At 68.0% G+C, this 25,812-nt stretch carries 24 protein-coding genes, 1 tRNA gene and 1 pseudogene; 18 read left to right on the top strand and 8 right to left on the bottom strand.

From position 1 onward, the window contains the following. Nucleotides 1-76 precede the first annotated feature (76 nt). A complete protein-coding gene (locus tag LRR16_RS13505) occupies nucleotides 77-406 on the top strand; it encodes a c-type cytochrome (RefSeq protein ID WP_064574666.1) in 330 nt (109 codons plus the stop codon). Between the two features lie 33 nt (nucleotides 407-439). Continuing rightward, nucleotides 440-1,735: an NAD(P)/FAD-dependent oxidoreductase gene (locus LRR16_RS13500; protein WP_064574664.1), complete on the top strand. Its 1,296-nt coding sequence runs from the start codon at nucleotides 440-442 to the stop codon at nucleotides 1,733-1,735. A gap of 65 nt (nucleotides 1,736-1,800) precedes the next feature. On the opposite strand, the gene LRR16_RS13495 is transcribed toward LRR16_RS13500, so the two are convergent. Beyond that, nucleotides 1,801-3,213: a hypothetical protein gene (locus tag LRR16_RS13495; protein WP_232206232.1), complete on the bottom strand. Its 1,413-nt coding sequence runs from the start codon at nucleotides 3,211-3,213 to the stop codon at nucleotides 1,801-1,803. A 238-nt stretch (nucleotides 3,214-3,451) separates the two neighbouring features. Between LRR16_RS13495 and LRR16_RS13490 the strand changes: the two genes are divergently transcribed. From LRR16_RS13490 to LRR16_RS13430, 13 genes are all read left to right on the top strand, one after another. Then, nucleotides 3,452-3,850 (top strand): helix-turn-helix transcriptional regulator, encoded by a 399-nt coding sequence (locus LRR16_RS13490; RefSeq protein WP_232206231.1) that lies wholly within the window; start codon nucleotides 3,452-3,454, stop codon nucleotides 3,848-3,850. Between the two features lie 138 nt (nucleotides 3,851-3,988). Beyond that, a complete protein-coding gene (gene soxC / locus LRR16_RS13485; RefSeq protein ID WP_232206230.1) occupies nucleotides 3,989-5,383 on the top strand; it encodes a sulfite dehydrogenase in 1,395 nt (464 codons plus the stop codon). A gap of 49 nt (nucleotides 5,384-5,432) precedes the next feature. Further along, nucleotides 5,433-6,527 carry a c-type cytochrome gene (locus LRR16_RS13480; protein WP_370646811.1) on the top strand — a complete coding sequence of 365 codons (1,095 nt, stop codon included), beginning with the start codon at nucleotides 5,433-5,435 and terminating at the stop codon, nucleotides 6,525-6,527. Between the two features lie 128 nt (nucleotides 6,528-6,655). Beyond that, the gene (locus tag LRR16_RS13475; protein WP_006577473.1) at nucleotides 6,656-6,985 is read left to right on the top strand and encodes a c-type cytochrome; all 330 of its coding nucleotides are present in this window, start codon (nucleotides 6,656-6,658) and stop codon (nucleotides 6,983-6,985) included. A gap of 199 nt (nucleotides 6,986-7,184) precedes the next feature. Beyond that, entirely contained in the window at nucleotides 7,185-7,640 is a 456-nt protein-coding gene (soxY, locus tag LRR16_RS13470) for a thiosulfate oxidation carrier protein SoxY (protein ID WP_006577472.1), read from the top strand. A 55-nt stretch (nucleotides 7,641-7,695) separates the two neighbouring features. Next, on the top strand, nucleotides 7,696-8,007 hold the full coding sequence (gene soxZ, locus LRR16_RS13465) for a thiosulfate oxidation carrier complex protein SoxZ (protein ID WP_006577471.1): 312 nt from the start codon (nucleotides 7,696-7,698) through the stop codon (nucleotides 8,005-8,007). 105 nt (nucleotides 8,008-8,112) lie between these two features. Next, complete coding sequence (locus LRR16_RS13460) at nucleotides 8,113-8,571, top strand: DsrE family protein (RefSeq protein WP_053822785.1); 459 nt, start codon at nucleotides 8,113-8,115, stop codon at nucleotides 8,569-8,571. Nucleotides 8,572-8,673: 102 nt separating this feature from the next. Next, nucleotides 8,674-9,507: a sulfur oxidation c-type cytochrome SoxA gene (soxA, locus tag LRR16_RS13455; RefSeq protein ID WP_232206228.1), complete on the top strand. Its 834-nt coding sequence runs from the start codon at nucleotides 8,674-8,676 to the stop codon at nucleotides 9,505-9,507. 19 nt (nucleotides 9,508-9,526) lie between these two features. Next, on the top strand, nucleotides 9,527-10,228 hold the full coding sequence (gene soxX / locus LRR16_RS13450) for a sulfur oxidation c-type cytochrome SoxX (RefSeq protein ID WP_232206227.1): 702 nt from the start codon (nucleotides 9,527-9,529) through the stop codon (nucleotides 10,226-10,228). Nucleotides 10,229-10,292: 64 nt separating this feature from the next. Next, a complete protein-coding gene (locus LRR16_RS13445) occupies nucleotides 10,293-10,766 on the top strand; it encodes a TlpA disulfide reductase family protein (protein ID WP_232206297.1) in 474 nt (157 codons plus the stop codon). Nucleotides 10,767-10,836: 70 nt separating this feature from the next. Continuing rightward, complete coding sequence (gene soxB / locus LRR16_RS13440) at nucleotides 10,837-12,558, top strand: thiosulfohydrolase SoxB (protein WP_232206226.1); 1,722 nt, start codon at nucleotides 10,837-10,839, stop codon at nucleotides 12,556-12,558. Between the two features lie 70 nt (nucleotides 12,559-12,628). After that, a tRNA-Ala gene (locus LRR16_RS13435) sits at nucleotides 12,629-12,704 on the top strand. A gap of 93 nt (nucleotides 12,705-12,797) precedes the next feature. After that, entirely contained in the window at nucleotides 12,798-13,661 is an 864-nt protein-coding gene (locus LRR16_RS13430) for a DUF3800 domain-containing protein (RefSeq protein WP_174782224.1), read from the top strand. A 74-nt stretch (nucleotides 13,662-13,735) separates the two neighbouring features. Here the strand turns inward: LRR16_RS13430 and LRR16_RS13425 are convergent. Further along, nucleotides 13,736-14,318 (bottom strand): annotated as a pseudogene (locus LRR16_RS13425) (MFS transporter); the annotation flags it as partial. An 86-nt stretch (nucleotides 14,319-14,404) separates the two neighbouring features. Between LRR16_RS13425 and LRR16_RS13420 the strand changes: the two are divergent. Beyond that, entirely contained in the window at nucleotides 14,405-14,584 is a 180-nt protein-coding gene (locus LRR16_RS13420; protein ID WP_023265082.1) for a hypothetical protein, read from the top strand. A gap of 2 nt (nucleotides 14,585-14,586) precedes the next feature. Next, nucleotides 14,587-15,357, top strand: a complete 771-nt coding sequence (locus tag LRR16_RS13415) for a DUF6338 family protein (protein ID WP_006577464.1) — start codon at nucleotides 14,587-14,589, stop codon at nucleotides 15,355-15,357. 3 nt (nucleotides 15,358-15,360) lie between these two features. On the opposite strand, the gene LRR16_RS13410 is transcribed toward LRR16_RS13415, so the two are convergent. Further along, nucleotides 15,361-16,698, bottom strand: a complete 1,338-nt coding sequence (locus LRR16_RS13410) for an MFS transporter (protein WP_232206225.1) — start codon at nucleotides 16,696-16,698, stop codon at nucleotides 15,361-15,363. 142 nt (nucleotides 16,699-16,840) lie between these two features. Next, nucleotides 16,841-18,610, bottom strand: a complete 1,770-nt coding sequence (locus LRR16_RS13405; protein ID WP_232206224.1) for a GMC family oxidoreductase — start codon at nucleotides 18,608-18,610, stop codon at nucleotides 16,841-16,843. Between the two features lie 154 nt (nucleotides 18,611-18,764). Here LRR16_RS13405 and LRR16_RS13400 point away from each other — a divergent pair, with 154 nt between their 5' ends. Further along, nucleotides 18,765-19,622: an IclR family transcriptional regulator gene (locus LRR16_RS13400; RefSeq protein WP_232206223.1), complete on the top strand. Its 858-nt coding sequence runs from the start codon at nucleotides 18,765-18,767 to the stop codon at nucleotides 19,620-19,622. Between the two features lie 38 nt (nucleotides 19,623-19,660). Here LRR16_RS13400 and LRR16_RS13395 read toward each other — a convergent pair whose 3' ends face one another. The 4 genes from LRR16_RS13395 to LRR16_RS13380 are packed head-to-tail and all read right to left on the bottom strand — an operon-like array spanning nucleotide 19,661 to nucleotide 25,572. Next, nucleotides 19,661-20,755 (bottom strand): hybrid sensor histidine kinase/response regulator, encoded by a 1,095-nt coding sequence (locus LRR16_RS13395; protein ID WP_064574644.1) that lies wholly within the window; start codon nucleotides 20,753-20,755, stop codon nucleotides 19,661-19,663. Nucleotides 20,756-20,763: 8 nt separating this feature from the next. Next, entirely contained in the window at nucleotides 20,764-21,396 is a 633-nt protein-coding gene (locus LRR16_RS13390) for a chemotaxis protein CheB (protein WP_006579231.1), read from the bottom strand. 7 nt (nucleotides 21,397-21,403) lie between these two features. Next, nucleotides 21,404-22,333: a protein-glutamate O-methyltransferase CheR gene (locus LRR16_RS13385; protein ID WP_082928388.1), complete on the bottom strand. Its 930-nt coding sequence runs from the start codon at nucleotides 22,331-22,333 to the stop codon at nucleotides 21,404-21,406. Continuing rightward, a complete protein-coding gene (locus tag LRR16_RS13380) occupies nucleotides 22,315-25,572 on the bottom strand; it encodes a response regulator (RefSeq protein WP_232206222.1) in 3,258 nt (1,085 codons plus the stop codon). Before LRR16_RS13380 ends, LRR16_RS13385 begins: the two co-directional genes overlap by 19 nt. Between the last annotated feature and the right edge of the window lie 240 nt (nucleotides 25,573-25,812).

Here is a 25,812-nt window from a genome sequence, read left to right as displayed (position 1 = left end):
CCCCGGCCGGTCGCTCGTCCGGTCCGCGTCGCGCGGCCGATCGATGCGCCGAAGTGCCGATCCGAGGAGCGAGACCATGAAGAACAACGATCCCCTGCGAACTGCCGCGGCTTGCCTGGCCGCCCTGGCAATGCTCGCGATGGCGCCGGCCGGCGCCGCCGAGGCCACGACCGAACAGGCGCGCAACTGGGCCGCCGCCTGCGCCGCCTGCCACGGGCCGTCCGGGCGTGCGCCCGCCGGAAGCCCGGTGCCGGGACTGGCCGGCCGGCCGCAGTCCTATTTCATCGAACAGATGCAGGCGTTCAAGACCGGCAAGCGGGAGGCCACGGTGATGCACCAGATCGCCAGGGGCTATACCGACGAGCAGATCGCGGCGATGGCGAAGTGGTTCGCCGCGGTCAAGTAATGCGGTCCCACGAACGAGCAAGGGGAGGCTGACATGCAACGACGCAAATTTCTCGGTGCGGCCGCGGCCGCCGCGGCCGTCGGTCCGGCGACCCTCGGCACGCTGCTCGGCGGCTGCGCCAGCGCCGGCACGCCGCGCGCCAGCGGCGGCAAGGTGGTGGTGGTCGGCGGCGGCTACGGCGGCGCGACCGCCGCGCGCTATCTGCGCGAATGGAGCGACAACACGATCGACGTGACGCTGGTCGAGCCGAATCCGACGTTCATCTCCTGCCCGCTGTCGAACCTGGTACTGGGCGGCAGCAAGCGGATTGAGGACCTGACGATTTCCTACGACGCGCTGAGCCGGCGCCACGGCGTCAAGGTCGTGCGCGACACCGTCGCCGCGATCGACCCGTCGAAGCGCCAGGTACGCCTGGCCAGCGGCGGTACGCTGCCGTATGACCGGCTGGTGCTGTCGCCGGGCGTCGACTTCATGCCCGACGACGTGCCCGGACTGAAGCGGCCCGGGGGCGACCAGATCCTGCACGCATGGAAGGCCGGTCCGCAGACGGTGGCGCTGCGCCGCCAGCTCGAAGCGATGCGCGACGGCGGCACCTATGCGCTGACGGTGCCGCTGGCGCCTTACCGTTGCCCGCCGGGACCCTACGAACGCGCTTGCCAGGTGGCGCACTATTTCAGCCAGGCCAAGCCGCGCAGCAAGGTGCTGATCCTCGACGCGAACCCCGACGTGACGTCGAAGGCCGCGCTGTTCAAGCAGGTCTGGGCCAGCAAGTACAAGGGCATCGTCGAATACCGGCCGCAGTACAAGACCGTCGATATCGACCCCGCCACGCGCACGCTGAAGTTCGAGGTCCAGGACGACGAGCGGGTCGACGTCGCCAATGTGGTACCGGCCCAGCGCGCGGGCGCGATCGCCGTCAATACCGGACTGGCGACGGCCAACGGCCGCTGGTGCGAGGTCGACTTCCTGACCTTCGAATCGAAGGCCGTGCCGAACATCCACGTGCTGGGCGACGCGATCCAGATCGCGCCGCTGATGCCCAAGTCCGGCCACATGGCCAACCAGCACGGCAAGATCGCGGCGGCCGCGATCGTCGCGCTGCTGTCGGGCCGGCAGCCCAATCCCGAGCCGCTGTACAACAACACCTGCTACAGCTTTACGTCCGATCGCGAGGTGATCCACGTTGCCAGCGTGCATCGCTACGATCCGCAGAAGAAGACGATGGTGACGGTGCCGGACTCCGGCGGCGTGTCGACGGCGCCCAATACGCTGGAAGGCACCTACGCGTTCGCCTGGGCCAACGCGATCTGGGCGGACGCGCTCGGATAAGCCGGATAAGCCCCCGGGAGCGCCCGGGCAGCGCCGCGCCAGGCGAGGACTCGGCAATGCCGGCGTCAAGCCACCGCAAATGACGTGACCGCTGCGGCGTCGCGCCGCGGCTTGCCGCTTGCGCCGGCATGAATCTCCTCGCGTGCGCCATAGCGGCTGGTGCATACGCGGCTCCATGTGTCGATGACGGGCGAAATGCGGCAATACTGCGCGACGTAGTTCTTGTTCGGATGCGTGCGCAGCAGCGGCTGCAACGGTTTGATGTCGCCGTCCGCCGCGATGGCGTCCCGCGCCGACTTGTCGATGGCGGTCGCGATGACCGAGTGGCCCCAGACCAGCTGCAGCGCACTGCGCGACAAGGCCGTGCCAGGTTGCGCCTGCTTTTCCACGGCAGTGCCCGTCAGAAACGCCGTCACCTTGCGGCCGTTTTCCGGGCTGATGCGCCAGCCGTTGCCGAGCGGATCCATATGAAGCAGGTCCAGCAGGGACAGTCGTATCCGATCGCTGGCCGGTTTGTCCGACAGCACGAAGTTCATCGCGCGGTGATATGCCCCCAGGCCGCAGGCGACGTGATCGTTCGCCAGGATGGCCGCGTCCTCGCTCGTCGCCACGGTGTCGCGCAGCGCGATCCACAGTTGCGGCACGCGGTCCTGGCCCGCGCGATTGATGGCAAACGAGGAGTGCGCGCCCTGAATGAGGAAGGGCAGCACCCGCCTGCGGGCATCGCTGAACGACATGCCGCGGATTTCGTTGGCCAGTGTGTCGGCAATACGCTGGATGGTCGCATCGTCGTCCAGCATCCGGCACAGGCCGGCCACCGCGCTTCCCTGGTGCATCGGATCGCCGGTTTCCGCGAGAGAAAGAATGTGCCGGCTGGTGCTGCACAACGCGACGAGCCGCCGAATGTTGACGGCGTCGCGCCACGCCGCTTCGGCGACGATCGGCACGGAGATCGAGACGGCAATACGCTCGAGCGCGGAGTGATCGCCCTTTCGGCCGGCCGTCCGAATTCGCGCCAATGCCGCCGACGCGTCCCGGATCGCCTCCATGGAAGCCGCCATGCACGCAATGTCCTCGCCTGCCTCGGTTCGCTTCCCTTGCCCGATCGAATCCACTGCCAGTCCATAGAGGCTGTCCACGTACCGGAACGTGTGGAACTGTGTCTCAGTCAGCAATACCTGTCCGTCCAGGCCGATGCCTCGAAACACCTTGTCGAACAGTTTCCTGCAGACGCTGCGCTGTTTTTGCACCGCTTCATCGAGCTCTGCAATGGCGCGCGTCGGCCGCTTTGCAAGCGGGGGCGTCAGATAGCGCAGACGGCCCGAATAGGGGCCGATCTGCACGGCGCCCGTTGCTTCGAAGTACGGCGCCGTAGCGCCCATCGCGCCGGCCGCGCCGCCATGTGCGGCGGCTGCCGTGCCTTCGGCCGCTTGCAATAGCGCCTCGGGGGAACAGGGAGTCGGATAGATCCGGGCCATGTTTCGCTGCTCCTTCGTCGTGGTGGAGGAACGCAATGTATGGGCGCCGAGTACCACGGCTCGATCGTCGAATGCCGCGGACTTTAGCAAGGCTGCGAGCGTGGCCTCGATTCTCACGGCCTTGCCGGGCGGCGGCCCCATGGCCCGGCACGGCCAGCATGGCCTGCGCGCCGCCGTCGCTCCGGGCGGGGGTAAACGATATATGCGTGCTCACGCATATACGCATATAGTGAATCGCATGAACGAACTGGATCGCGTCTTCGAACAGGTGTCGCACTACTTCGCGCTGCTCGCCGAGCCGACGCGGCTGAAGATCCTGCACGCGCTGTGCGACGGCGAGAAGCCGGTCGGCGCCGTGGTCGAGACGGTCGGTTCGTCGCAGGCCAATGTGTCGCGGCATCTGAACGCGATGTTCCGCTCCGGCGTGCTGGCGCGGCGCAAGGAAGCGAACCTGGTGTATTACGCGATCGCCGACCAGAGCGTGGTGGAGCTGTGCCGCACGGTGTGCGTGCAGGTTGCCGCGCGGATCGAGGACGACGCCCAGCAGGTCGCGATGGTGGACCGCTTCATGCCCGCCGAGCCGAAGCGGCGTGCGGCGGTGCGGCGCAAGCCGGCCGCGGCCGGCGCGATGCGCTGAGCGCAGGCGAGCCGAGGGCAGGACACCGAGATCACGACGAAGCGCGCATCGGTCCCCACCGGCGCGCGACCCAATACGAACAAGGCATGCCGACCGCGCCCGCACCGGAGCGCGGCGAGCAGCCGGAGGAGACCGAACGTGCCGGACCGTAGTCGCCCGGGCCGCATCGTGCCCGCGCCGGAACACTTCGTCAGCACTGACCTGCGGCAAGAGATCGGGCGCCACGGCTTCGACAGCCGCCGGCGCGATTTGCTGCGCGGCAGCTTTCTCGCTGCGGCCGGCGCCACGGCGGCAGCGGTGGGCCTGGGCAGGCCGGCGCGCGCCGCGGCCGCGGATAGCGCAAGCAACGGCGCAGCCAGCAGCGCTGCCGAAGGCGATCCCGCGATCCTGAAACCCCAACCCTGGGCCACCTCGCTCGGACAACCGGTCGCCGCACGGCCCTACGGCCAGCCCTCGAGCCACGAAACGGCGCTGATGCGGCGCGAATCGCCGGGTTTGACGCGCGTCTCGGCGGCCTCGGTCAGCTTCGCGCCGCTGCAGGGCCTGTTCGGCATCATCACGCCCAACGGCCTGCATTTCGAGCGGCATCACCAGGGCTGGCACGACATCGACCCGACTCGCCATCGGCTGATGATCAACGGCCTGGTCAAGGCCCCGCGCGTCTATACGATGGACGAGCTGATGCGGCTGCCGTCGGTGTCGCGGATGCATTTCATCGAATGCGGCGCCAATACCGGCATGGAGTGGGGCAATGTCGCGGTGCCGACGGTGCAATACACGCACGGCATGCTGTCCTGCTGCGAGTTCACCGGCGTGCCGCTGCGCGTGCTGCTCGAAGACGCCGGCGCCGACCAGCGGCGCGGCCGCTATCTGCTGGCCGAGGGCGGCGATGGATCGGCGATGACGCGCACGATCCCGATGGAGCTGGCCGACGAGATCATCGTCGCCTGGGGCATGAACGGCGAGATGCTGCGGCCCGAGAACGGCTACCCGTTGCGGCTGGTGGTGCCGGGCGTGCAGGGCGTGTCGTGGGTCAAATGGCTGCGCCGGCTCGAGCTGGGCGACCGCCCCTGGAACGCCAAGGACGAGACGCTGCACTACGTCGACATGATGCCGGACGGCATGCTGCGGCAGTACACGTCGATCCAGGAGTGCAAGTCGGTGATCACCACGCCGTCGGGCGGTCAGCGCCTGACCGGCAAGGGCTTCTACAACGTCAGCGGGCTGGCCTGGTCGGGCCGCGGCAAGATCCGGCGCGTCGACGTATCGCTCGACGGCGGGCGCAACTGGCGCACCGCGCGGCTGGAAACGCCGGTGCTGTCCAAATGCCTGACGCGCTTCAATCTGGACTGGGTCTGGGACGGCTCGCCGGCGATCCTGCAGAGCCGCGCGATCGACGAGACCGGCTACGTGCAGCCGACCATCGCGCAGCTGCGCGCGGTACGCGGCACGCGTTCGATCTATCACAACAACGCGATCCAGAGCTGGCTGGTCGCGGCCAGCGGCGAGGTGTCCAATGTCCAGGTGCGATAGCGGCAAACCGGCCCGCGCCGGCGCCCGCGCGGGCTGGCGCCGTGGCGCCATGCTGGCCTGCCTGCTGCTCGGCATCGCGGGGGCGGCGGTCCTGCCGCAAGCCGCGCAGGCCGAGCCGAAAGGCGCGGCGCGCGCCGACAGCAAGGACAGCAAGGACACCAGGGCGGCCCGCGCCCAGCTCGGCCGCACCGCCACCGCAGCCGAACTGAAGGCCTGGGACATCGACGTCCGCCCCGACTTCCAGGGCCTGCCGCCCGGCCGCGGCACCGTCGCCCAGGGCCAGGCCGTCTGGGACGCGCGCTGCGCCTCCTGCCACGGCGACTTCGGCGAGTCCAACGCGGTCTTTACGCCGATCGCCGGCGGCACCACCGCGGCCGATATCGCCAGCGGACGGGTCGCGGCAATGACCGGCTCACAGCCCTACCGCACCTCGCTGATGAAGCTGAGCACGGTCAGCACGCTGTGGGACTACATCCACCGCGCGATGCCCTGGGACAAGCCCAGGAGCCTGACCGTCGACGAGGTCTACGCGGTGACCGCCTACATCCTGAACCTGGGCGATATCGTGCCGGCCGATTTCACGCTGTCGGACGCCAATATCGGCGAGGTCCAGCGCAAGCTGCCGAACCGCAACGGCATGACCACCGAGCACGGCCTGTGGCCGGGCCGCGGCAAGCCGGACACGCGCAATACCGCGTGCATGTCCAACTGCGCCGGCAAGGTCGAAGTCAGCTCGCTGATCCCGGAATACGCGCGCGGCGCGCACGGCGACCTGGCGGAGCAGCAGCGCGGCTTCGGGCCGGTGCGCGGCATCGCCACCGGTTCGCCGGAGGACCAGGCGAAGCCGCCAGCCGCGCAGCAGGCCAGGGCCGAGGTCACCACGGCGGCTGCTCAACCCCTCGGCGCCAGGCTGACCGGCCAGTACCAATGCCTGGCCTGCCACGCGCCGGACCGCAAGCTGGTCGGACCGTCGTTCCACGAGATCGCCCAGCGCTATCGCGGCAAGGATGCCCACGGTGCGCTCGCGCAGAAAATCCGCGGCGGCGGGCAAGGCGTGTGGGGACCGGTGCCGATGCCACCGCAACCGCAGGTTCCAGAATCGGATATTCAAGCCATGGTGAAGTGGATACTTGAGGCAAAATAGCGTATTGGGCCGCCTGGCGCCTCCATCGAAGGGGGCCGGGCCGGACCAATACGCCGCCGTGCCGGGCAGATCCACTGCCACACGGCCGTGCCGTCCCCACGGCTCATTCCAGTTTGGAGAGGAGAACAATGAAGCAGTTCGTGATCGCAGCCATGATGCTGGCCGGTGCGGCCTCCGCCCACGCCGCCGTCGACGCGGCCAAGGCCCAGGAGATCGCCACCAAGAACGCCTGCATGGGCTGCCACCAGGTGGACAAGAAGCTGGTCGGGCCGTCCTACAAGGAAGTCGCCGCCAAGTACAAGGGCGACAAGGGCGCCATGGCGAAGCTGACCGACAAGGTCAAGAAGGGCGGTTCGGGCGTCTGGGGCCCGGTGCCGATGCCGGCCAACCCGAATATCAGCGAAGCCGACGTGAAGACCGTGCTGGAGTGGGTCCTGGCGGGCGCACCGGCCAAGTAATTGCCTGGTGAGGGGCCGGCGTGCCGGCGGCGATCGCAGTCGCGCCGCGGTAGCCGGCCCGAAGAAGAACGGCAGCAATAGCAGCAGCTACAGCAGCACAAGCAGTAAACGGGCGGCGATGCACCGCCCGCGCCAGGCCGGCCGGCCTGGCGGCCAAACGAATACCGCGGGGCGGGTAGAAGCAGGAGTGCACGACACCATGAACATCACAAGACGAGAGATGCTGCGGGTCAGCGCCGTCGTGTCGCTGATGGCGGCCGCGGGCCTGATCGGCGAGGCGCAGGCGGCCGAATGGAACAAGGCGGCCTTCGAGGGCAAGAGCGTCAACGACGTGATCAAGGCGCTGGGCGGCGGTTCGCCCGAGAAGAGCGGCGCGATCGCATTCAACGCGCCCGATATCGCCGAAAACGGCGCGGTGGTGCCGGTGGCGGTCACCAGCAATCTGCCCGACACCGAGCAGATCGCGATCCTGGTCGAGAAGAATCCCAATACGCTGGCCGCGGACTTCGTGATCCCGGCCGGCACCGAGCCGTTCGTCTCCACGCGCGTGAAGATGGGCCAGACCTCCGTGGTGCATGCGGCCGTCAAGGCCGGCGGCAAGTGGTATGTCGCCTCCAAGGAGATCAAGGTGACGCTGGGCGGCTGCGGCGGCTGACAAGCCGAGCGCGGATTCCGCTTTCCCAGACTGCCCATCGCAACAGGAGAACGACATGGCAGACCCGATGCGCGTACGCGCCACCGAGAACGGCGGCGTGGTCGACGTCAAGATTCTGATGAAACACGATATGGAGACCGGCCAGCGCAAGGACGCATCCGGCAAGACCATCCCGGCCTGGCACATCCAGACCGTCAGCGCCCAGTGCAAGGGCAAGGAGGTCTTCCATGCGAACTTCGGCCCGGCGGTGTCCAAGGACCCGTTCCTGAACTTCAAGTTCAAGGGCGGCGCCAAGGGCGACAAGGTCACGGTGACCTGGGTCGACAATCGCGGCGACAAGCGAACCGACGAGGCGACCATTTCCTGATGCCCGGGCGGCCGGCACGTTGCGGGCCGCTCTGGTAAGGTGCCCCTTCGGTAGCCGGGTCGGCGGCCGCGCACGAGGCGCGGCGGACACGGCGGAAGGAAGATCATGCGTCGAGCATTCTTTGCAAAGGCCGCCGCCGCGCTGGCGGCGGTCGGACTCGGAAGCCGGGCCGCGGCCCAGACCGCGGCCGCTCCCCGGAGCGGGGGCGGACGCCACCGCGTGGTGTACCAGCTGTCGGAAGGCAACGACCAGGCGGTGCGCGCGATCGGCAATCTGCGCAACCATCTGGCAGGCGCGCCCAATACCAAGATCGTCGTGGTCGCGCTGGGCTATGGCGTGGATTTCCTGGTCGAGGGCGCCCGCGATGCGCGCGGCAACACCTTCGATGCCGCGGTCGGCGCGCTGGCCGGCATGGGCGTCGAGTTCCGCGTCTGCCGCAACACGCTGACCGCGCGCCAGATTCCCGAGAACAAGCTGCTGCTCGAAACGAAGATCGTGCAGGCCGGCGTGGTCGAGATCGCTAGGCTGCAGCAGGACGAAGGCTACGCGTATATCAAGCCGTAGCGTGATGTGGGGCGCAACGTGCGGCCCGAGCCGGGCAGAGAACAATTCGCGCATAGAACAACAGCGGCCCGCCTGGTCGGCGAGACCGAGAGGAGAAACCCCATGAGACCGAACCGATGCCGCCTTGGCTGGCCCGCGCTGGCCGCCGCCGGCGCCGTCGCGCTGACCGGCGCGATGGCCGTGCAGGCGCAGGGCGAAAGCAATACCACCGACGAAATCGCCAAGTACCGCCAGATGCTGGCCGAGGGCAATCCCGCCGAGCTGTGGGAAGCCGCCGGCGAGGAGCTGTGGAAGAAGCCGGCCGGGCCGAAGAACGTATCGCTCGAGCGCTGCGACCTCGGCAAGGGCCCCGGCGTGACCAAGGGCGCCTACGCCGAGCTGCCGCGCTACTTCGGCGACGCCGGCAAGGTGATGGACCTGGAGCAGCGGCTGGTGTGGTGCCGCACGACGCTGCAGGGGCTGACCGAGCAGCAGGCCAAGGCGACGCCGTTCTCGTCCTCGGGCAAGCGTTCCGACATCGAGCGGCTGGTGGCCTTCGTCACCGGCGAGTCGCGCGGCGTCAAGATGAACGTCAAGCTCGACCATCCCGAAGAAAAGCAGGTCTACGCGCTCGGCCAGAAGATGTTCTATTACCGCGGCGGCGCCTACGACTTCGCCTGCGCGACCTGCCATGCGGTCGACGGCCAGCGCATCCGCCTGCAGGACCTGCCCAACCTGCTGACCGACAAGGGCGCCCAGGCGGCCTACACCACCTGGCCGGCCTACCGCGTGTCCCAGGGCGAGGTCCGCACGATGCAGCACCGGCTCTACGACTGCCTGCGCCAGCAGCGCTTCCCCGAGCCCGCCTACGGCTCCGATGTGATCACCGCGCTCACGATGTTCCTGGCGCGCAATGCCAACGGCGGCACCTATGACGGCCCCGGCCTGAAGCGCTGAACCAGGGGAGAGCACGAACATGATCCAGAAAAAACAATCGCGGTGGGGCGCCGCCGTTGCCGCCGTGGTGTTCGGCGGCGCGCTCGCGATGTTGGCGGCGCCGGCAATGGCGCAGGACGGCGCCGCCTCGAAGGGCAAGGCCGCGTCGAAGGCAGCGGCCAATATTCCGCCGGTTTCCGACGGCGACATGAAACGCCTGATTGCCAACTCGTTCAGCTCGAAAGGTCCGGCCACGCTGCAGGGCGTGCTGGAGCGCGACGAGATGCAGCAGCTGTGCAGCGACTATCCGGACCGCAGCAAGGTGCCGGCCGCGGTGGCCAGGAAGATCGAGGCCGCCGAGCAGCAGAAGATCCGCTATCCGGCCGACAACCGCTGGCTCGGCGACTGGAAGGAAGGCGAGAAGGTGGCGCAGCTCGGCCGCGGCATGCAGTTCTCCGACCCGCCTGGCGGCGTCAACGGCGGCAACTGCTATGCCTGCCACCAGATGACCAAGGCCGAGATCTCGTTCGGCAACATCGGCCCGTCGCTGTATCAGTACGGCAAGCTGCGCGGCAATTCCGAGGCGGTGCTCAAGTACACCTGGGGCAAGATCTGGGACTCGAACGCCTTCGCCGCGTGCTCCAACATGCCGCGCTTCGGCCATAAGGGCATCCTGACCGAGCAGCAGATCCGCGACGTCATGGCGCTGCTGCTGGACCCGGCCTCGCCGGTCAACCAGTAAGGGGCGGGCGATGCGGGCCGCGGCGGTGGTGACGGTCGGCTGGAGGGAGAGGCTGCATGGCGCGATGCTAGCCGCCGCGGCGGCCCTGGCACTGACAGTTGCCACGCCCGCCGCCGCGCTGGAAGTCGGCGACACCGTGCGGCTGCCGGCGGTGCAGCTGCTCGACGGCCGCACCGTGCCGCCCGAGCACTGGGCCGGCAAGCCGCTGGTGGTGCAAATCTGGGCCTCGTGGTGCCCGTTCTGCGCGCTGCAGAACCCGCGCCTGCAGAAGCTCTACGACAGTACGCGCGGCACGCCGCTGCAGGTGCTGACGATCAGCATCGACAAGGACCAGAAGGATGCCGTCGGCTATCTGCGCCAGCGCGGCTATACCTTCCCCGCGGCGATGGACACGCCGGCGCTGCGCGCCGCGATCGGTCCGCGCAAGGGCCTGCCCGAGCTCTACGTGATCGACGCAAAGGGCAAGGTCGTCCAGAAGGAAGTCGGCGAGATGCTGGAGGAGGAGGTCGCCGCGCTGGCGAAGTACGCCAGGCCCTGACGCGGCGGCGACGCGGCCCGTGCCCGGTGTCGCACCGGACGGCACGGCCGCCATCGAGAGGAAGACGACAATGAACCGACGCGAGTTCCTGCAGGTGCTGGCCATCGCCAGCGCCGCGGGCATGGCTTTCCCCACGCGCGACGCGCACGCGGCCCAGGCCGCGGCGAAGCTGTACGACGTGCCGCGCTTCGGCAACGTGCACCTGCTGCATTTCACCGACTGCCATGCGCAACTGCTGCCGGTCCATTTCCGCGAGCCCAGCGTCAACCTGGGCATCGGCGACTATGCCGGCAAGCCGCCGCACCTGGTCGGCCAGGCGCTGCTGAAGCACTACAAGATCGCGCCGGGCAGCGCGCAGGCGCACGCCTTCACCTACCTGGATTTCACCGAGGCCGCGCGCCGCTACGGCAAGGTCGGCGGCTTCGCCCATCTGGCCACGCTGGTCAAGCAGCTGAAGGCGAGCCGCCCCGGCGCGCTGCTGCTCGACGGCGGTGACACCTGGCAGGGCTCGGCGACCGCGCTGTGGACGCGCGGCCAGGACATGGTCGACGCCGCGCTGGCGCTCGGCGTCGATGCGATGACCCCGCACTGGGAAATGACGCTGGGCGCGGAACGCGTGCGCGAGGTGGTCGATCGCGACTTCAAGGGCAAGGTCGCCTTCCTGGCGCAGAACGTCAAGACCAAGGACTTCGAGGACCCGGTCTTCGAGGCCTACACGCTGCGCGAGATGAACGGCGTGCCGGTCGCCATCATCGGCCAGGCCTTCCCCTATACGCCGATCGCCAACCCGGGCTACCTGGTGCCGGACTGGACCTTCGGCATCCAGGAAGAGAACCTGCAGCGCATCATCGACGAGGCCCGCGCCAAGGGCGCGCAGGCCGTGGTGCTGCTGTCGCACAACGGCATGGACGTCGACCTGAAGCTCGCCGCGCGCGTGCGCGGCCTCGACGCGATCCTCGGCGGCCACACCCATGACGGCGTGCCCGCGCCGGTGCGCGTGCGCAACGCCGGCGGCACCACGCTGGTCACGAACGCCGGCTCGAACGGCAAGTTCCTCGGCGTGCTCGACTTCGACGTGCGCGGCGGCAAGGTCGCCGACTTCCGCTACCGGCTGCTGCCGGTGTTCGCCGACTACCTGCCGGCCGATCCGGCGATGGAGGCGCTGATCCGCAAGGTCCGCGCGCCCTACGAGCAGAAGCTGGGCGAGGTGCTGGCGGTCAACAAGGAGCTGCTGTACCGCCGCGGCAACTTCAACGGCACCTTCGACCAGCTGATCCTGGACGGGCTGATGGACGTGCAGGGCGCCGAGATCGCGTTCTCGCCCGGCTTCCGTTGGGGCACCACGCTGCTGCCCGGCGAGGGCATCACGATGGAAAGGCTGATGGACCAGACCGCGATCACCTATCCGTACACCACGGTGACGCAGATGAGCGGCGAGACCATCAAGACCGTGCTCGAGGACGTCGCCGACAACCTGTTCAATCCCGACCCCTACTACCAGCAGGGCGGCGACATGGTCCGCGTCGGCGGCCTGCAGTACACCATCGACCCGGCCGCCCCGATGGGCAAGCGCATCACCGAGATGCGCCTGAAGGGCAAGCCGATCGAGGCCGGCAAGACCTACAAGGTCGCCGGCTGGGCCCCGGTCGCCGAGGAAGCCCGCCAGAATGGCGGCCCGCCCATCTGGGACCTGATGGCCGGCTGGCTGCGCCAGCGCAAGGAAGTGGCCGCCGCGCCGCTGAACCTGCCGTCGGTCAAGGGGATGGGCGGCAACCCCGGCATGGCGGCGTGAAATCTGAGGCGCCGGCTGCGCCGCCCCGGCTTGAAATCGCCGGGAAGCTCACGCTATAATCGCCCGCTACGGGCCGATAGCTCAGCTGGGAGAGCGCTGCGTTCGCAATGCAGAGGTCGGGAGTTCGATCCTCCTTCGGTCCACCAAATACAAAAGGGCGCGGATTTTGATCCGCGCCCTTTTTTGTATGGGCCTGCGGCAAGGTCTGCGGGTCAATGCCGGTCTGAGAGGTGGCTCGGATGGACAAGCAGGCGTTGCATCAGCAGTTCGCGTTGTTTGATACCGAATCGTCGACTACTGCGCAAGATACGAGTGGAGCGACATCCCCTACGGGGCGGTTCAGCAATTTCGTGGTCTACGTTGACGAAAGCGGCGACCATGGCATGCAGACGTTGGACCCTCACTATCCGCTCTTTGTCCTTGCGTTCTGCGTGTTCTACAAAAGGCACTACAGCGAAAAGGTCGTGCCGGCGCTCCACAAATTCAAGTTCAACCACTTCGGCCATGACTCGATCGTGTTGCATGAACACGAAATCCGGAAGGAGAAGGGCGAGTTCAAGTTCATGAGTCGACAGCACAAACAGGCGTTCCTATCCGAACTCACCGGCATCATTGAATCCAGCAATTTCATCCTGATCAGTTGCATCATCGACAAAGCGAAGCTGCGTGGAAGGGGCGAGGACGGTAATCCTTATCACATGGCGCTGGGATTCTGCCTGGAAACGCTTTACGAACTGATGCTCGAGAAGAACCAGGATGGCGCGCTTACCCACGTCATTGTCGAATGCCGGGGTAAAAAGGAAGACAACGAACTGGAGCTCGAATTCCGGCGTATCTGCGACGGGGCAAACCGGTTTGGAAGGACGTTGCCATTCGACATCGTCTTTGCCGACAAGAAGGTCGATTCACCTGGCCTTCAACTGGCGGATCTTGTGGCGCGCCCAATCGGTATGAGTGTGCTTCGCCCGGGACAGGAGAACCGCGCGTTCGAGGTACTCCGGCGCAAGTTTTTCTGCAGCGGAGGCCGTGAGCGGTTGGGCGAGGGCATCGAGAACTGGGGTCTGAAGATTTTCCCACCCCAGGAAAGCGAAAGGCCCCGATGATCTCACCGAGGCCATGACGCCGACCGGGAACTCCCAGTCCACTTGCGCGCAGTATATGCCAATGCGCCAGCGATTTACAACGTAAGCTTGTAACCTTGGCTCCTTGAACGACTTACCGCATTTGCCTGGCTGACGCCGCCGCTACCGGCCGCACCCCCCGCAACTTCCCCGTCCCGGCCGACCGCCTCAATCAACGCCGCCGACACCGCCGACACCAACCCGGCAAATATCACCTAAGCACAGATCTGCCAAGGCTTGCCCTCGCCCGACTTCAGCAGCGCGGTGGCGATGATCGGCGTGATGCCCGATGCGAAGATGCCGGAGAGCTGGTAGACAAAGGCGAGCCGGTATAGCGGGCCTCGGCGTCGAGCAGCTCGCAGAACAGCGCCGCCTCGGGCCCGCAGACCACGGCGTAGAAGATGCCGAACGGCACGATGATGGCCGGCCACAGCAGCATCACGTTGCCGACGCCGTTGAGCATCAGCCAGAACGCGAGGAAGCCAAGCACGCGGTGATCAGCGATCCCCAGACGTAGACGCGGGTACGGCAGATCCGGTCCGACCGGTGGCCGAAGAACGGGATGAAGAAACACATGACGATGGCGGCGGCCATCACGCCGGCCATCACGCCGGTCAGCGCTTCGGTGCGGCTGAGTTTGTTTCCACGCGCTGATTTCCACGTCCGCTTATCTCCGATGCCGTCCATGGCACGTCGACTATACTTTTCCCATTGGAGGACAAGCGATGAAAGCCACTGTCAGGACCACGGTCAAGCTGATCCGCAACGATCCCGAGAGCGACAAGGCGCTGCGCGAATTCATTGCCACCGGGAAGCTGAACTCCACCAGGACGTTCAAGATCCGGGACGCCGCCAAGGGCGTTGAGCGCGAGGTCAAGCTGAAGCTGATTCCCGCCCAGGGCTGACCTTGAACATTGCGCTGCCCGCGATCCTGCTGTTTTTCCTGGTCGCGCCGGGCTTTCTTTACCACCACTACAGCCAGGCCAGAGAGGCGCGCGAAGCCGACATGACGCCCTTCGGGGCGACGGCCATCAAGTCCATCGTGCTGGCGCTGATCGTGGATGCCGCGGTCGGGCTCGCCGCCACCGAATATTTCGGCTACCAGCTTTATCTCGGCGACGCCTTGCGCATGCTGTCAGGCGGTACTGCGGCGGCCAGCGTCCCGCCGCACCGCTATGAATGGCTGAACGAGCACCCGTGGCCGGTGTTCGGTTTCTTCGCCGGAACGTTCGGGCTGGCCTTCGCGCTAGCCATGCTGCGCCGGTGGCTGGTCGGCCGATTTCACCTGGACCATCCGAACAGCTGGGCGAGCGGTTTTTTCCGGCAGCAGGCGCCCTGGTACTACCTCTTCAGCGGCATCGATTCGGGCATCAGCGACGGCGCGATGGTGGTCGTCAGCGCTGTCGTACCAATGAAGGACCAGTCGTATCTCTACACCGGCCTGCTGGAGGATTTCGAGTTCAAGAGCGATGGGGAGCTGGAGCGGATCATCCTGTCGGCCGCGTCCCGGCGCAAATTGACCGACGACCGTGGGCGCGGCCTGGAGGAGCACGGGCGCTTCTATCCGATCGAGGGCAATCGGCTGGTGATCCGGTCCACCGAGTGGACGACCTTGAACGTCAAGTTCCTGGTCGAAGAAAAGGCCGAAGCCTCGGCTCCGGCCCTGGCCGACGATTAACGTTTAACGCATCGGCCTGGCAGGCGCCGCGGCCACCCCTGACGCCTCGCGTACCTCACCGGTCCCCGACAACCGCCCGATCAACGCGGCCGACACCGCCGACACCAACCCGGCAAACATCACGTAGGCACAGATCTGCCAAGGCTTGCCCTCGCCCGACTTCAGCAGCGCGGTGGCGATGATCGGCGTGATGCCCGACGCGAAGATGCCGGAGAACTGGTAGACGAAGGAGATGCCGGTATAGCGGACCTTGGCGTCGAACAGCTCGCAGAACAGCGCCGCCTCGGGGCCGTAGACCGCGGCGTAGAAGACGCCGAACGGCACGATGATGGCCAGCCACAGCAGCATCACGTTGCCGCCGCCGTTGAGCATCAGCCAGAACGCCGGGAAGGCCGAGCACGCGGTGATCAGCGATCCCCAGAAGTAGACGCGGGTGCGGCCGATGCGGTCCGACAGGTGGCCGAAGAACGGGATGAAGAAACACATGACGATGGCGGCGGCCATCACGCCGGTCAGCGCCTCGGTGCGGCTGATCTTGACGGTCTGCGTCAGATAGCTGATCGAGAACACGCCGAAGACATTGAAGAACACGCCGTCGATATAGCGCGCCCCCATGCCCTTCAGGATATTGCCGGGGTAGCGCCGCATCATGTCGACAAAGGGAATGCGCGTCTCGGCGTTGCGCTGCTTGACCGCGGTGAACTCGGGCGTCTCCTTGATCGACAGCCGGATATACATGCCGACGAACACCATGCCGGCCGAGATCAGGAAGGCCACGCGCCAGCCCCAGCTCAGGAACTGCGCGTCGGTCAGCGTCAGCGACAGCAGTGCCACCACGCCCGAGGCCAGGCACAGGCCGATCGACAGCCCGATCTGCGGCAGCGAGGCATAGAAGCCCTTGCGGCCCGGCGGCGCGTATTCGTAGGCCATCAGCACCGCGCCGCCCCATTCGCCGCCGAGCCCGATGCCCTGCAGCACGCGCAGCAACAGCAGCAGGATCGGCGCCCACAGCCCGATGCTGTCGTAGGTGGGCACCAGGCCGATCAGGAAGGTCGAGATGCCCATGATCATCAGCGTGATCACCAGCATGCTCTTGCGGCCGACGCGATCGCCGAAGTGGCCGAAGATGACGCCGCCGAGCGGCCGCGTGACGAAGCCCACCGCAAAGGTGGTGTAGGCCAGCATGGTGGCGACCACCGGATCGCCGGCCGGGAAATACAGCTTGTTGAACACGATGCCGGCGACGACGCCGTACAGGAAGAAGTCGTACCACTCGATGGTGGCGCCGATCACCGCGGCCATCGCGACCTTGCGTACCGCCTGCTCGTTGGGGCTTGCCATGCTTGTCTCCTTTGGATGGACGGCGCCCTTGGTCGAATGAGTATGCGGGCGCTCGCGCTGCTGGGGCTCGGCCTTCGGTTGCGCAGCGAACCGAGCCCGGGTTCGCTGCGATATACGTTGGCGGCGCGATGGCGGGCCGGGGTCAGACCGGCTCGGTGATGCGGCGCTCGGGTTGGCGCTCGGGTTGGCGCTCGGTCCCGGCCTCAGCCTGGCGCCCGGTATCGCCTTCGGCTTGATGCTCCGGCTCGCGTTCGACCCGGGCGGAACCGGCCGCCGCCGCGCCGACGATCTCGCCGACGGTCTCCGCGCGCGCGTCCTCGCGAATGAAGTCCGCCGCGCGCTCGGCCATCATCACGACCGGCACATTGGTATTGCCCGACACCAGCGTCGGCATCACCGAGCAATCGACCACGCGCAGGCCCGCCACGCCATGCACGCGCAGCCGCTCATCGACCACGGCGAGCGGATCGCTGGCCGGGCCCATCTTGGCGGTGCCGGACGGATGGAAGATGGTGGCGCCGTACTCGCGGCAGAAATGCAGGATCTCGTCGTCCGACTGCACCGTGTCGCCGGGCCGGAATTCGGCCTGCATCAGCGTGCGCATCGGCTCGGTCCGCGCCACGCGGCGCGCGAAGCGGACCGAGGCGATGGCGCTGCGCCGGTCCAGCTCGGCCGACAGATAGTTGGGCTGCATCGACGGCGGCGTAAACGGATCGGTCGAGCGGATCCGCACCGTGCCGCGCGATTCGGGCCGCAGCTGGCAGACCGAATAGGTGCAGCCCGAGAACGGATGGACCTGGCCCCCCGCCATGTCGGCCGACAGCGTAGCGAAGTGGAACTGCGTGTCTGGCGTCGCGCTTTCCTGCGGCAGCACGCGGCAGAACATCGCGCCCTGGTTGATGCCGATCGCCAGCGGCCCTTGCCGCCACAACAGCCATTCGAGCCCCATGCGGGCCTTGCCGAACAGCGAGCGCAACTGGTCGTTGGTGGTGATCGGCCGCGCCACCTGGTAGATCAGCCGGATCTGCAGATGGTCCTGCAGGTTTTCGCCGACGCCCGGCAGCGCGTGCACCACCGGCACGCCGAATTCGCGCAGCAGGGCCGATGGGCCGATACCGGACAGTTGCAGCAGCTGCGGCGACTGCAGTGCGCCCGCGCACAGCAACACTTCGCGGCGCGCGCGCAGCACCTGCTGGCGGCCGTTCTGCATATAGCGCACGCCGACCGCGCGCCGCCCTTCGAACAGGATCGCGGTCGTATGCGCGCCGGTCTCGATGCGCAGATTGGAACGCGACTGCGCCGGCCGCAGATAGGCCACCGCGGTCGAGCAGCGCCAGCCCTTGCGCGTGGTCAGCTGGTAGTAGCCGACGCCTTCCTGGTCGCCGGTATTGAAATCGGCCTTGTGCGGCAGGCCGAGCGACTGGCCGGCTTCGATGAAGGCATCGACCAGCGGATGGCGCCGATCGATCGAGGTCGCGTTCAGCGGCCCATCGGTGCCACGCGTCGGGCCGGGGCCCAGGTCGTTGTTCTCGAGCTTGCGGAAGTAGGGCAGGCAGTCGTCCCAGCTCCAGCCGCGATTGCCGAGCGCGGCCCAGTGGTCGTAGTCCTCACGCTGCCCGCGCACGTAGATCAGGCCGTTGATCGCGCTGCTGCCGCCCAGCGTGCGGCCGCGCGGCCAATAAATGCGCCGGTTCAGCATGTTGGGGTCGGGGTCGGTATGGAAGCCCCAGTTGACCTCCTTGTGGAACATCGTCTTGCCGTAGCCGATGGGGATGTGGATCCACGGATAGCGGTCCGGCGGTCCGGCCTCGAGCAGGCACACCGCGTGGCGGCCGTCCTCGCTGAGCCGGTTGGCCAGCACGCAGCCGGCCGAGCCGGCGCCCACCACGATGTAGTCAACGGTTTGCGACATCGTCGCTGTCTCCTGGTCGGGTGTTGCGGGCAGGGTTTGTCCGGGGCGGATTGGCCGCGGGGCCCGCCAGCAACGTTCTTATAATGGAACGACTTGTCCCGATTTTATTTGCCGAGCCGGAAATGAAAAGGCAATACGCGTGGAGGCGCGGAAAGTGAAACAGAACGTGCAAATTCCGTTTCAGAATCGCAGCGCAGCAGACAATGCGGCGGACTCCCGGACGGCCGACGAGGATGCGCGCAGCCTGCGCGTGCTGATGGTGCTCGATGCGCTCGCGCGCGCCCAGCATCCGCAGACCTTGGCACAACTGTCGCAGCGCCTGCACGTGCCGAAGACCACGCTGATGCGGCTGCTGGCGGCGATGGAGGGTGCCGGCTTCGTGCTGCAGATGCCGGCCGAGCGCGGCTTCGTGCCGGGGCCCCGGGCCGCGGGACTGGCGCTGCAGACCTTGCGCAGCCCGCCGGTGCTGCGCGAATGCCGCGCGATCCTGGGACGGCTGGTGGCCGCGCTAGGGGAGACTTGCAACCTGACCGCGCTGGACGGCGATCGCGTGCTCTATGTCGAACGTGTCGAGACCCACGAGCCGCTGCGGCTGCAGCTGTCGCCGGGCATTCACGTGCCGTTGCACTGCACGGCCAGCGGCAAGCTGTTCCTGTCGGCGATGAGCCGGCTCGAACGGCAGCAGACGCTGCAGCGGCTGGTGCTGACGCGCAATACGCCGCGCACGCTGGCCGATCTGTCGCTGCTGGAGGCCGAGCTCGACCGGCTCGGCGCGCGCGGCATCGGCGTCGACAACGAGGAATTCGTGCGCGGCATGACCGCAGTGGCGGTGCCGGTGCGCGAACTGGCAGCGGAGGCCAACGGCATGGCGGCCACGGCTGCTCGTCCGGTGCTGGCCGCGATCGCCTGCCACGCGCCGACCGCGCGCGTGCCGCTGGAAGGGCTGTTGCGCGCGGTGCCGGTGCTGCAGGAGGCCGCGCAGCAGATGGCGCGCGTGCTGCGAGCCGAATGACGAAAGCCGAATGACCGGCGCCGGGGAAAAAGGAACGGCTACGCAGAACCCTGCCGCGGCACCCACACCGTGAAGGTCGTCCCTGCCCCCTCGCGCGACACCACCTCGATATCGCCGCCATGCAACATCGCCAGCTCGCGCGCGATATGCAGGCCCAACCCGAGCCCCTCCGATTCCGTCGCGGAGCGCCCCGAGCGGAACGCGTCGAACAGATGCGGCAGCAGATCGGCCGGGATGGTGCCGCCGTTGCTGACCGCCACGGTCACGCGCGCGTCCCCGCCTTCGATCCGCACGCGCACCGGCACCGCGGTGTCGCCATGCTGCAGCGCGTTGCCGATCAGATTGGCCAGCACCTGCGACAGCAGACCCGGGTCCACCGTCGCGACCGTGTCGCCGATGCGTTCCAGCAGCAGCCGGCCCTTGCCGTGCCGGCTCTCGTGTTCGTCGACGATCGCCGCGCACAGCGCATGCAGGTCCTCGCGCTGCAGCGCCGGCTGCATGCGGCCGCCATGCAGCCGCGCGACATCGAGCAGCTGATCGACCATCCGCACCATGCGCGTGCCGCTGCGGCGGATGCGCTCGACCGCCGGCGCGGTCCTGTCGTCGTGGCAGAAGCGCTCCAGGAAGGAGGTCGAGGCCAGGATCGCCGACAGCGGCGTGCGCAGGTCGTGCGCTAGCACCGCCATCAGCATCTCGTTGGCCTTCAGCAGCCGCTGCGTGGTGGCCAGCTGCTCGGCGAGCTGCTGCTTCTGCCGCGCCAGCTGCACGAACACGTCGACTTTGGCGGCCAGGATGTTGGCGTCGAGCGGCTTGTAGAGGAAGTCGACGGCGCCGGTCGCATAGCCCTTGAAGGTGCGCTGGCTGTCGTAGCCGGCCGCGGTCAGGAACAGGATCGGGATATGGTTGGTCCGGGTGCTGCCGCGCATCAGCTCGGCCAGCTCGAAGCCGTCCATGCCCGGCATGTGCACGTCGAGAATGGCCAGGCCAAACTCGTGCTCCAGCAGCAGGTCCAGCGCCTGCGGGCCCGAGTTGGCGTGCACCAGTTCGACATCGGGCCGCGCCAGCACGGCGTCCAGCGCGGTCAGATTGCTGGCGATGTCGTCGACGGTCAGGATCTTGATGGGATCGGACATGGCAAGGTTCAGTGGACGGCAAGCCGAAGCCGGCTGCCGATCGCTTCCAGGGTCAGCACCTCGTCGACCGCGCCGCGCGCGATCGCCTCCGCCGGCATCGTCTCGGCCGACGCGGTATCCGGGGCCTGCACCCAGGTTCGTCCGCCGCAGTGGCGGATGGTCTCGAGCCCGCGTGCGCCGTCATCGTTGGCGCCGCTGAGCAGGATGCCGAGCAGCGCCTCGCGCCAGGCGTGCGCGGCGGAATCGAACAGCACGTCGATCGACGGACGCGAGAAGCGCTCGGGCGGATCGACCGACAGCGCGAGCCGTACACCCCGTGCCGGCCCGCCGCCGTGCCCGCCGTCGCGTTCGACCAGCAGGTGGTAGTCGGGCGGGGCCAGGTACAGATGGCCGTGCCGCACCGGCATCTTGTCCTCGGCCTCGCATACCGGCAGCGCGCAGCGCAGCGAGAACAGCTGCGGCAGCAGGCTCGGCGTATCGGGCCGCAGATGCAGCACCACGATCAGCGCCGGACGAAAGGCCGCGGGCAGCATCGGCAGCAGCACGTTCAGCGCCTCGATGCCGCCGGCCGATCCGCCGATGACGACGGCCTCGGGCGATGGATTCAGGTCCGCGCGCGGCGCGTACGGTGCGTCGTTCATGCGGCGCTCATCGTTTGCGGTACAGCCGGTCCGAAGGCACCACGGCCTCGAAGGCCTCGGCGTGCGCGCTGAACTGCAACGTCTCCTTGCTGCCCAGGCCCAGAAAGCCGTGGCGCACCAGCGCGTCGCGGAACAGCCCGAGCGCGCGGTCCTGCAGCGTGCGGTCGAAGTAGATCAGCACGTTGCGGCACGAGATCAGCTGCGCTTCCTGGAACACGCTGTCGGTCGCCAGGCTGTGGTCGGCGAACACCGCGCGCGAAACCAGGCCGGCGTCGAACTTCGCCTTGCCATAGGCGGCGTGATAGTAGTCCCCCAGCGAATGCCGGCCGCCCGCGGCCAGGTAATTGCGGCCGAAGCCCCGCAGCCGCCCGGCGTCGTAGACCCCGGCGCGCGCCTCGGCCAGCGCCGCCGGATTGATGTCGGTTGCATAGAACGTGGTGCGCTCGTGCAGGCCCTCTTCGGCGAACAGGATCGCCAGCGACCACAGTTCCTCGCCGCTGCTGCAGCCGGCCACCCATACCGTGATCGACGGGTAGGTCTTGAGCACCGGCGCCACCTGCTCGCGGATCGCGCGGAAGTACGACGGGTCGCGGAACATCTCGCTGACCTGCACCGTCAGGTACTGGAACAGCCGGCCGAACAGCGCCGGATCGCGCAGCATGCGGTCCTGCAGCTGCGACAGCGTGTCGAGCTTCAGGTCGCGCAGCGCCTGCGACAGCCGGCGGCGCAGCGAGGCGCGCGAATAGCCGCGGAAATCGTGCTGGTACTTGCGGAAGATCCCCTCGAGCAGCAGTTCGAGCTCGATGTCGAAGTCGTCGGCGGGCACGGCCGCGAAGGCATCGTCGGCCGGCGCCGATCCGGACAAAGGCGCGGACGAACGCGTGGACGACGGCGCGGACGACGGCGCGGGGGGAGGGGTCAGCGTGCGTGCAGCCATACCCGGCACAGCGAAAGCAGCTTGTCGATATCGATCGGCTTGGCGATGTAGTCGTTGGCGCCGGCCAGCAGGCACGCCTCGCGGTCGGACGACATCGCCTTGGCGGTCAGCGCGATGATCGGCAGCCGCGCATGGCGGCCATCCTGGCGGATGTGCCGCATCGCGGTCAGCCCGTCCATCTCCGGCATCATGATGTCCATCAGCACCAGGTCGATATCGTCGCGGCCATCGAGGATTTCAAGGGCCTGGCGGCCGTTGCGCGCGATCTCGACCTGCGCGCCGAGCGGTTCGATGACCTTGGACAGCGCGAAGATATTGCGCGCGTCGTCCTCCACCAGCAGCAGCCTGCGGCCCTCGAAGGCATCGTCGCGGCTGCGCACCGCGCGCAGCATGCGCTGGTGTTCGGGCGGCAGCGCCGATTCCACGCTGTGCAGGAACAGCGTGACCTCGTCGAGCAGCCGCTCGGGCGAACGCGCGCCCTTGATGATGATCGACTTGGAATGGCGGCGCAGCTGCTGCTCGTCCTCGGCCGACAGCTGCCGGCCGGTGTAGACGATCACCGGTGGCATCGAATACGAGGAATCGGCCGCCATCTGCTCGAGCAGGTCGTGGCCCGAGCCGTCCGGCAGCGCCAGGTCCATCACCACGCAATCGAAGCGGCGTTCCGACAGCCGCGCCAGCGCCGCCGACACGGTGTCGGCGGTGACGATGTCGATATCGGCCGATTGCAGCAGCGCGCGGATGCTGTCGCGCAGCGTCGCGTCGTCCTCGACCACCAGCACCGTGCGCATGCCGCCGCGCGCCATGCGCGCCTCCAGCTCGCGGATCACGCTGGCGAGATCGTCGCGGCCGCTCGGCTTGAGCGTGTAGCCGATCGCGCCGCGATGCAGCGCGGCCTCGGCATGGTCGCTGATCGACACCAGATGGGTCGGGATATGGCGCGTCGCCGGGTCGCGCTTGAGCCAGTCCAGCAGCGTCAGTCCCGAATGGTCGGGCAGCGCGACATCGAGCAGGATGCCGCAGGGCTGGTATTCGCGGGCCAGCTCCAGACCCTGCTGGGCGGTGGTCGCGTGCAGGCAGTCGAAGTCCAGTTCGTGGGCCAGGTCGTAGAGGATCTGCGCGAACGCGACGTCGTCCTCGATCGCCAGGATCAGGCGGTTGCCGCGCGAGCGCCGGTCACGGTCGTCGTCGATCGGCGCCGGGCCCAGCATCGTATGCAGCGGCGGCGCGCTGATCGTGATCGGCGGCGCGGTGGGCGCGGTCTGCGGCTGTCTGGCGCCGCCGGTGGCGTGGGCGGGCGCGGCATGGTCGGCGACCGCGTCAGGGACCGGCGCCGGCTGCGGCGAGCTGAGCGCCTCGGTCACGTCGATGCCACCGTCGGCCGCGACCTGCGCCGCCGCTTCGAGCACCGCGGCCGGGGCCGGCGGCACCGACGACACCGCCGCCGCAGGCGCGGCGGGGCCGACGAATTCGAGCGGCAACGTCAGCGTGAAGGTGCTGCCCGAGCCCGGCACGCTGTCGACCGTCAGCGTGCCGTTGAGCAGTTGCGCCAGCTGTCGCGAGATCGATAGCCCGAGGCCGGTGCCGCCATAGCGCCGGCTGGTGGTGCCGTCGGCCTGCTGGAAGGCCTCGAAGATGATGGCCTGCTTGTCGCGCGCAATGCCGATGCCGGTATCGCGCACCGCGAAGCGCACCCCGTCCTCGCCATCGCGCGTGACCGACAGCGCCACCTCGCCGCGCTCGGTGAACTTGAACGCGTTGGACAGCAGGTTGCGCAGGATCTGCTGCAGCCGCACGCTGTCGGTCACCAGCGTCGCCGGCAGGCCGGGCGCGCGTTCGATGCGGAACTGCACCGACTTCTGCGCGGCGATCGGCGCGAAGCCTTGCGCGAGTCCGCCGACCACCGCCTCGATATCGACCGGTTCGGGCTGCACGGTCAGATGGCCGGCCTCGATCTTGGACAGGTCGAGGATGTCGTTGATCAGGTTGAGCAGGTCGGTATTGGCCGAATGGATGGTGGCGGCATAGCGCACCTGCTCCGGCGTCATGTTGCCTTCCTTGTTGTCCTGCAGCAGCTTGGCCAGGATCAGCGCGCTGTTCAGCGGCGTCCGCAGTTCGTGCGACATGTTGGCCAGGAACTCGGACTTGTACTGGTTGGCGCGCTCCAGCGCCCGCGCGCCGGCGGCGAGCTCGGCCTGGTACTGCAGCAGGTCGCGCTTCTGTGCCTCCAGCAGCTGGGTGTGCTCCTCGAGCTGGACGTTGCTCTGCTCGAGCTCGGCCTGCTGCGTCTCCAGCCGCGCCTGCGATTCCATCAGCGCGCGGCCGCGCTCTTCCAGTTCCTCGTTGGAGACGCGCAGTTCTTCCTGCTGGACCTGCAGTTCCTCGGCCTGGCGCTGGGTCTGCGCCAGCAGCGTCTCCAGCCGCGCGCGATACGCCGAGGCGGTCAGCGCCACGCCGGCCGCCTCGGCAATGCGGCCGATCAGTTCGACGGTATCGTCCAGCTTCGGCTGCGCGCTGGCGAAGGCCAGCTCCACCACGCCGACCACATGGCCGTCCGAGGTCAGCGGCGCGGCCACGACCGCCTGCGGCACGTCGCGCCCCAGCGCCGAAGCGATGCGCAGATAGTGCGTAGACAGGCCGCGCGCCAGCAGCGGCCGGTTCTCGCTGGCGGCCTGCCCGGCCAGCGTCTCGCCGAGCGCCAGGCTCTCGGGCGTGTCGGCCGGCGCCGCCCAACCCGCCAGCCGCTTCAGGCCGCCGTTCTCGAGTCCGTACACCACGCCGGCCTGGGCCTGTGCCAGCGGCACCAGCGCGCGCAGCAGCGCGGTGCCGACCTCTGCTGGGGTATCGAGCCCGCGGGTCTGCTGGACCACGCGGACCTGGCCTTCCTGCAGCCAGACGAAGCGCCGCATCTGCACCTGGCTGGCGACGTAGCGATAGATCGCCGCGGCCAGGAACCACATCACCACGGCGCCGCACAGACGGTTGATCAGGCCGATGGTCGGATCGCCGCCTTCCGGCGAGAAGATATAGCCGGCCGCCATCAGCAGGGTCGCCGCGGCGGCCGTCCATAGCGGCATCATCGGCCGGTCGACGAACACGCACAGGCAGATCGGCAGTAGATAGAAGATCCATTCGGCGACGCCGAGCGGCGTCAGCAGGTCCGCGAACAGCAGCGCGGCGAGCAGCACGGGAATGACGAGCGTACGCAGCAGATCGCTGCGCGCAAGGGTTTGGGGCATGGGCGACCGGGTGGAATGGGAAGGAGGCGGGGGCCCCGGCGCAAAAGCCGCCCGGTGCCTGCGCATGACGCCCCATGCTACCGGCCCGAGTGACGTAAAAAAATCAGACAAAATCCGACATGCCGGCCATGCTGGAAGCGCAAGCGGCTATGGCAGTATGACGCGATGGCGGCGCCACCCGCGGCCCGCCGCGCCTTGCCGATCGTCCATCCCCACAGGAGCCAGAACCATGCCGAGTTT

Source organism: Cupriavidus sp. UGS-1, from assembly GCF_021213615.1.
Lineage (GTDB): Bacteria > Pseudomonadota > Gammaproteobacteria > Burkholderiales > Burkholderiaceae > Cupriavidus.
The sequence above is the reverse complement of the archived record's forward strand: the minus strand, read 5'-3'. Positions and strand labels throughout refer to the sequence as shown.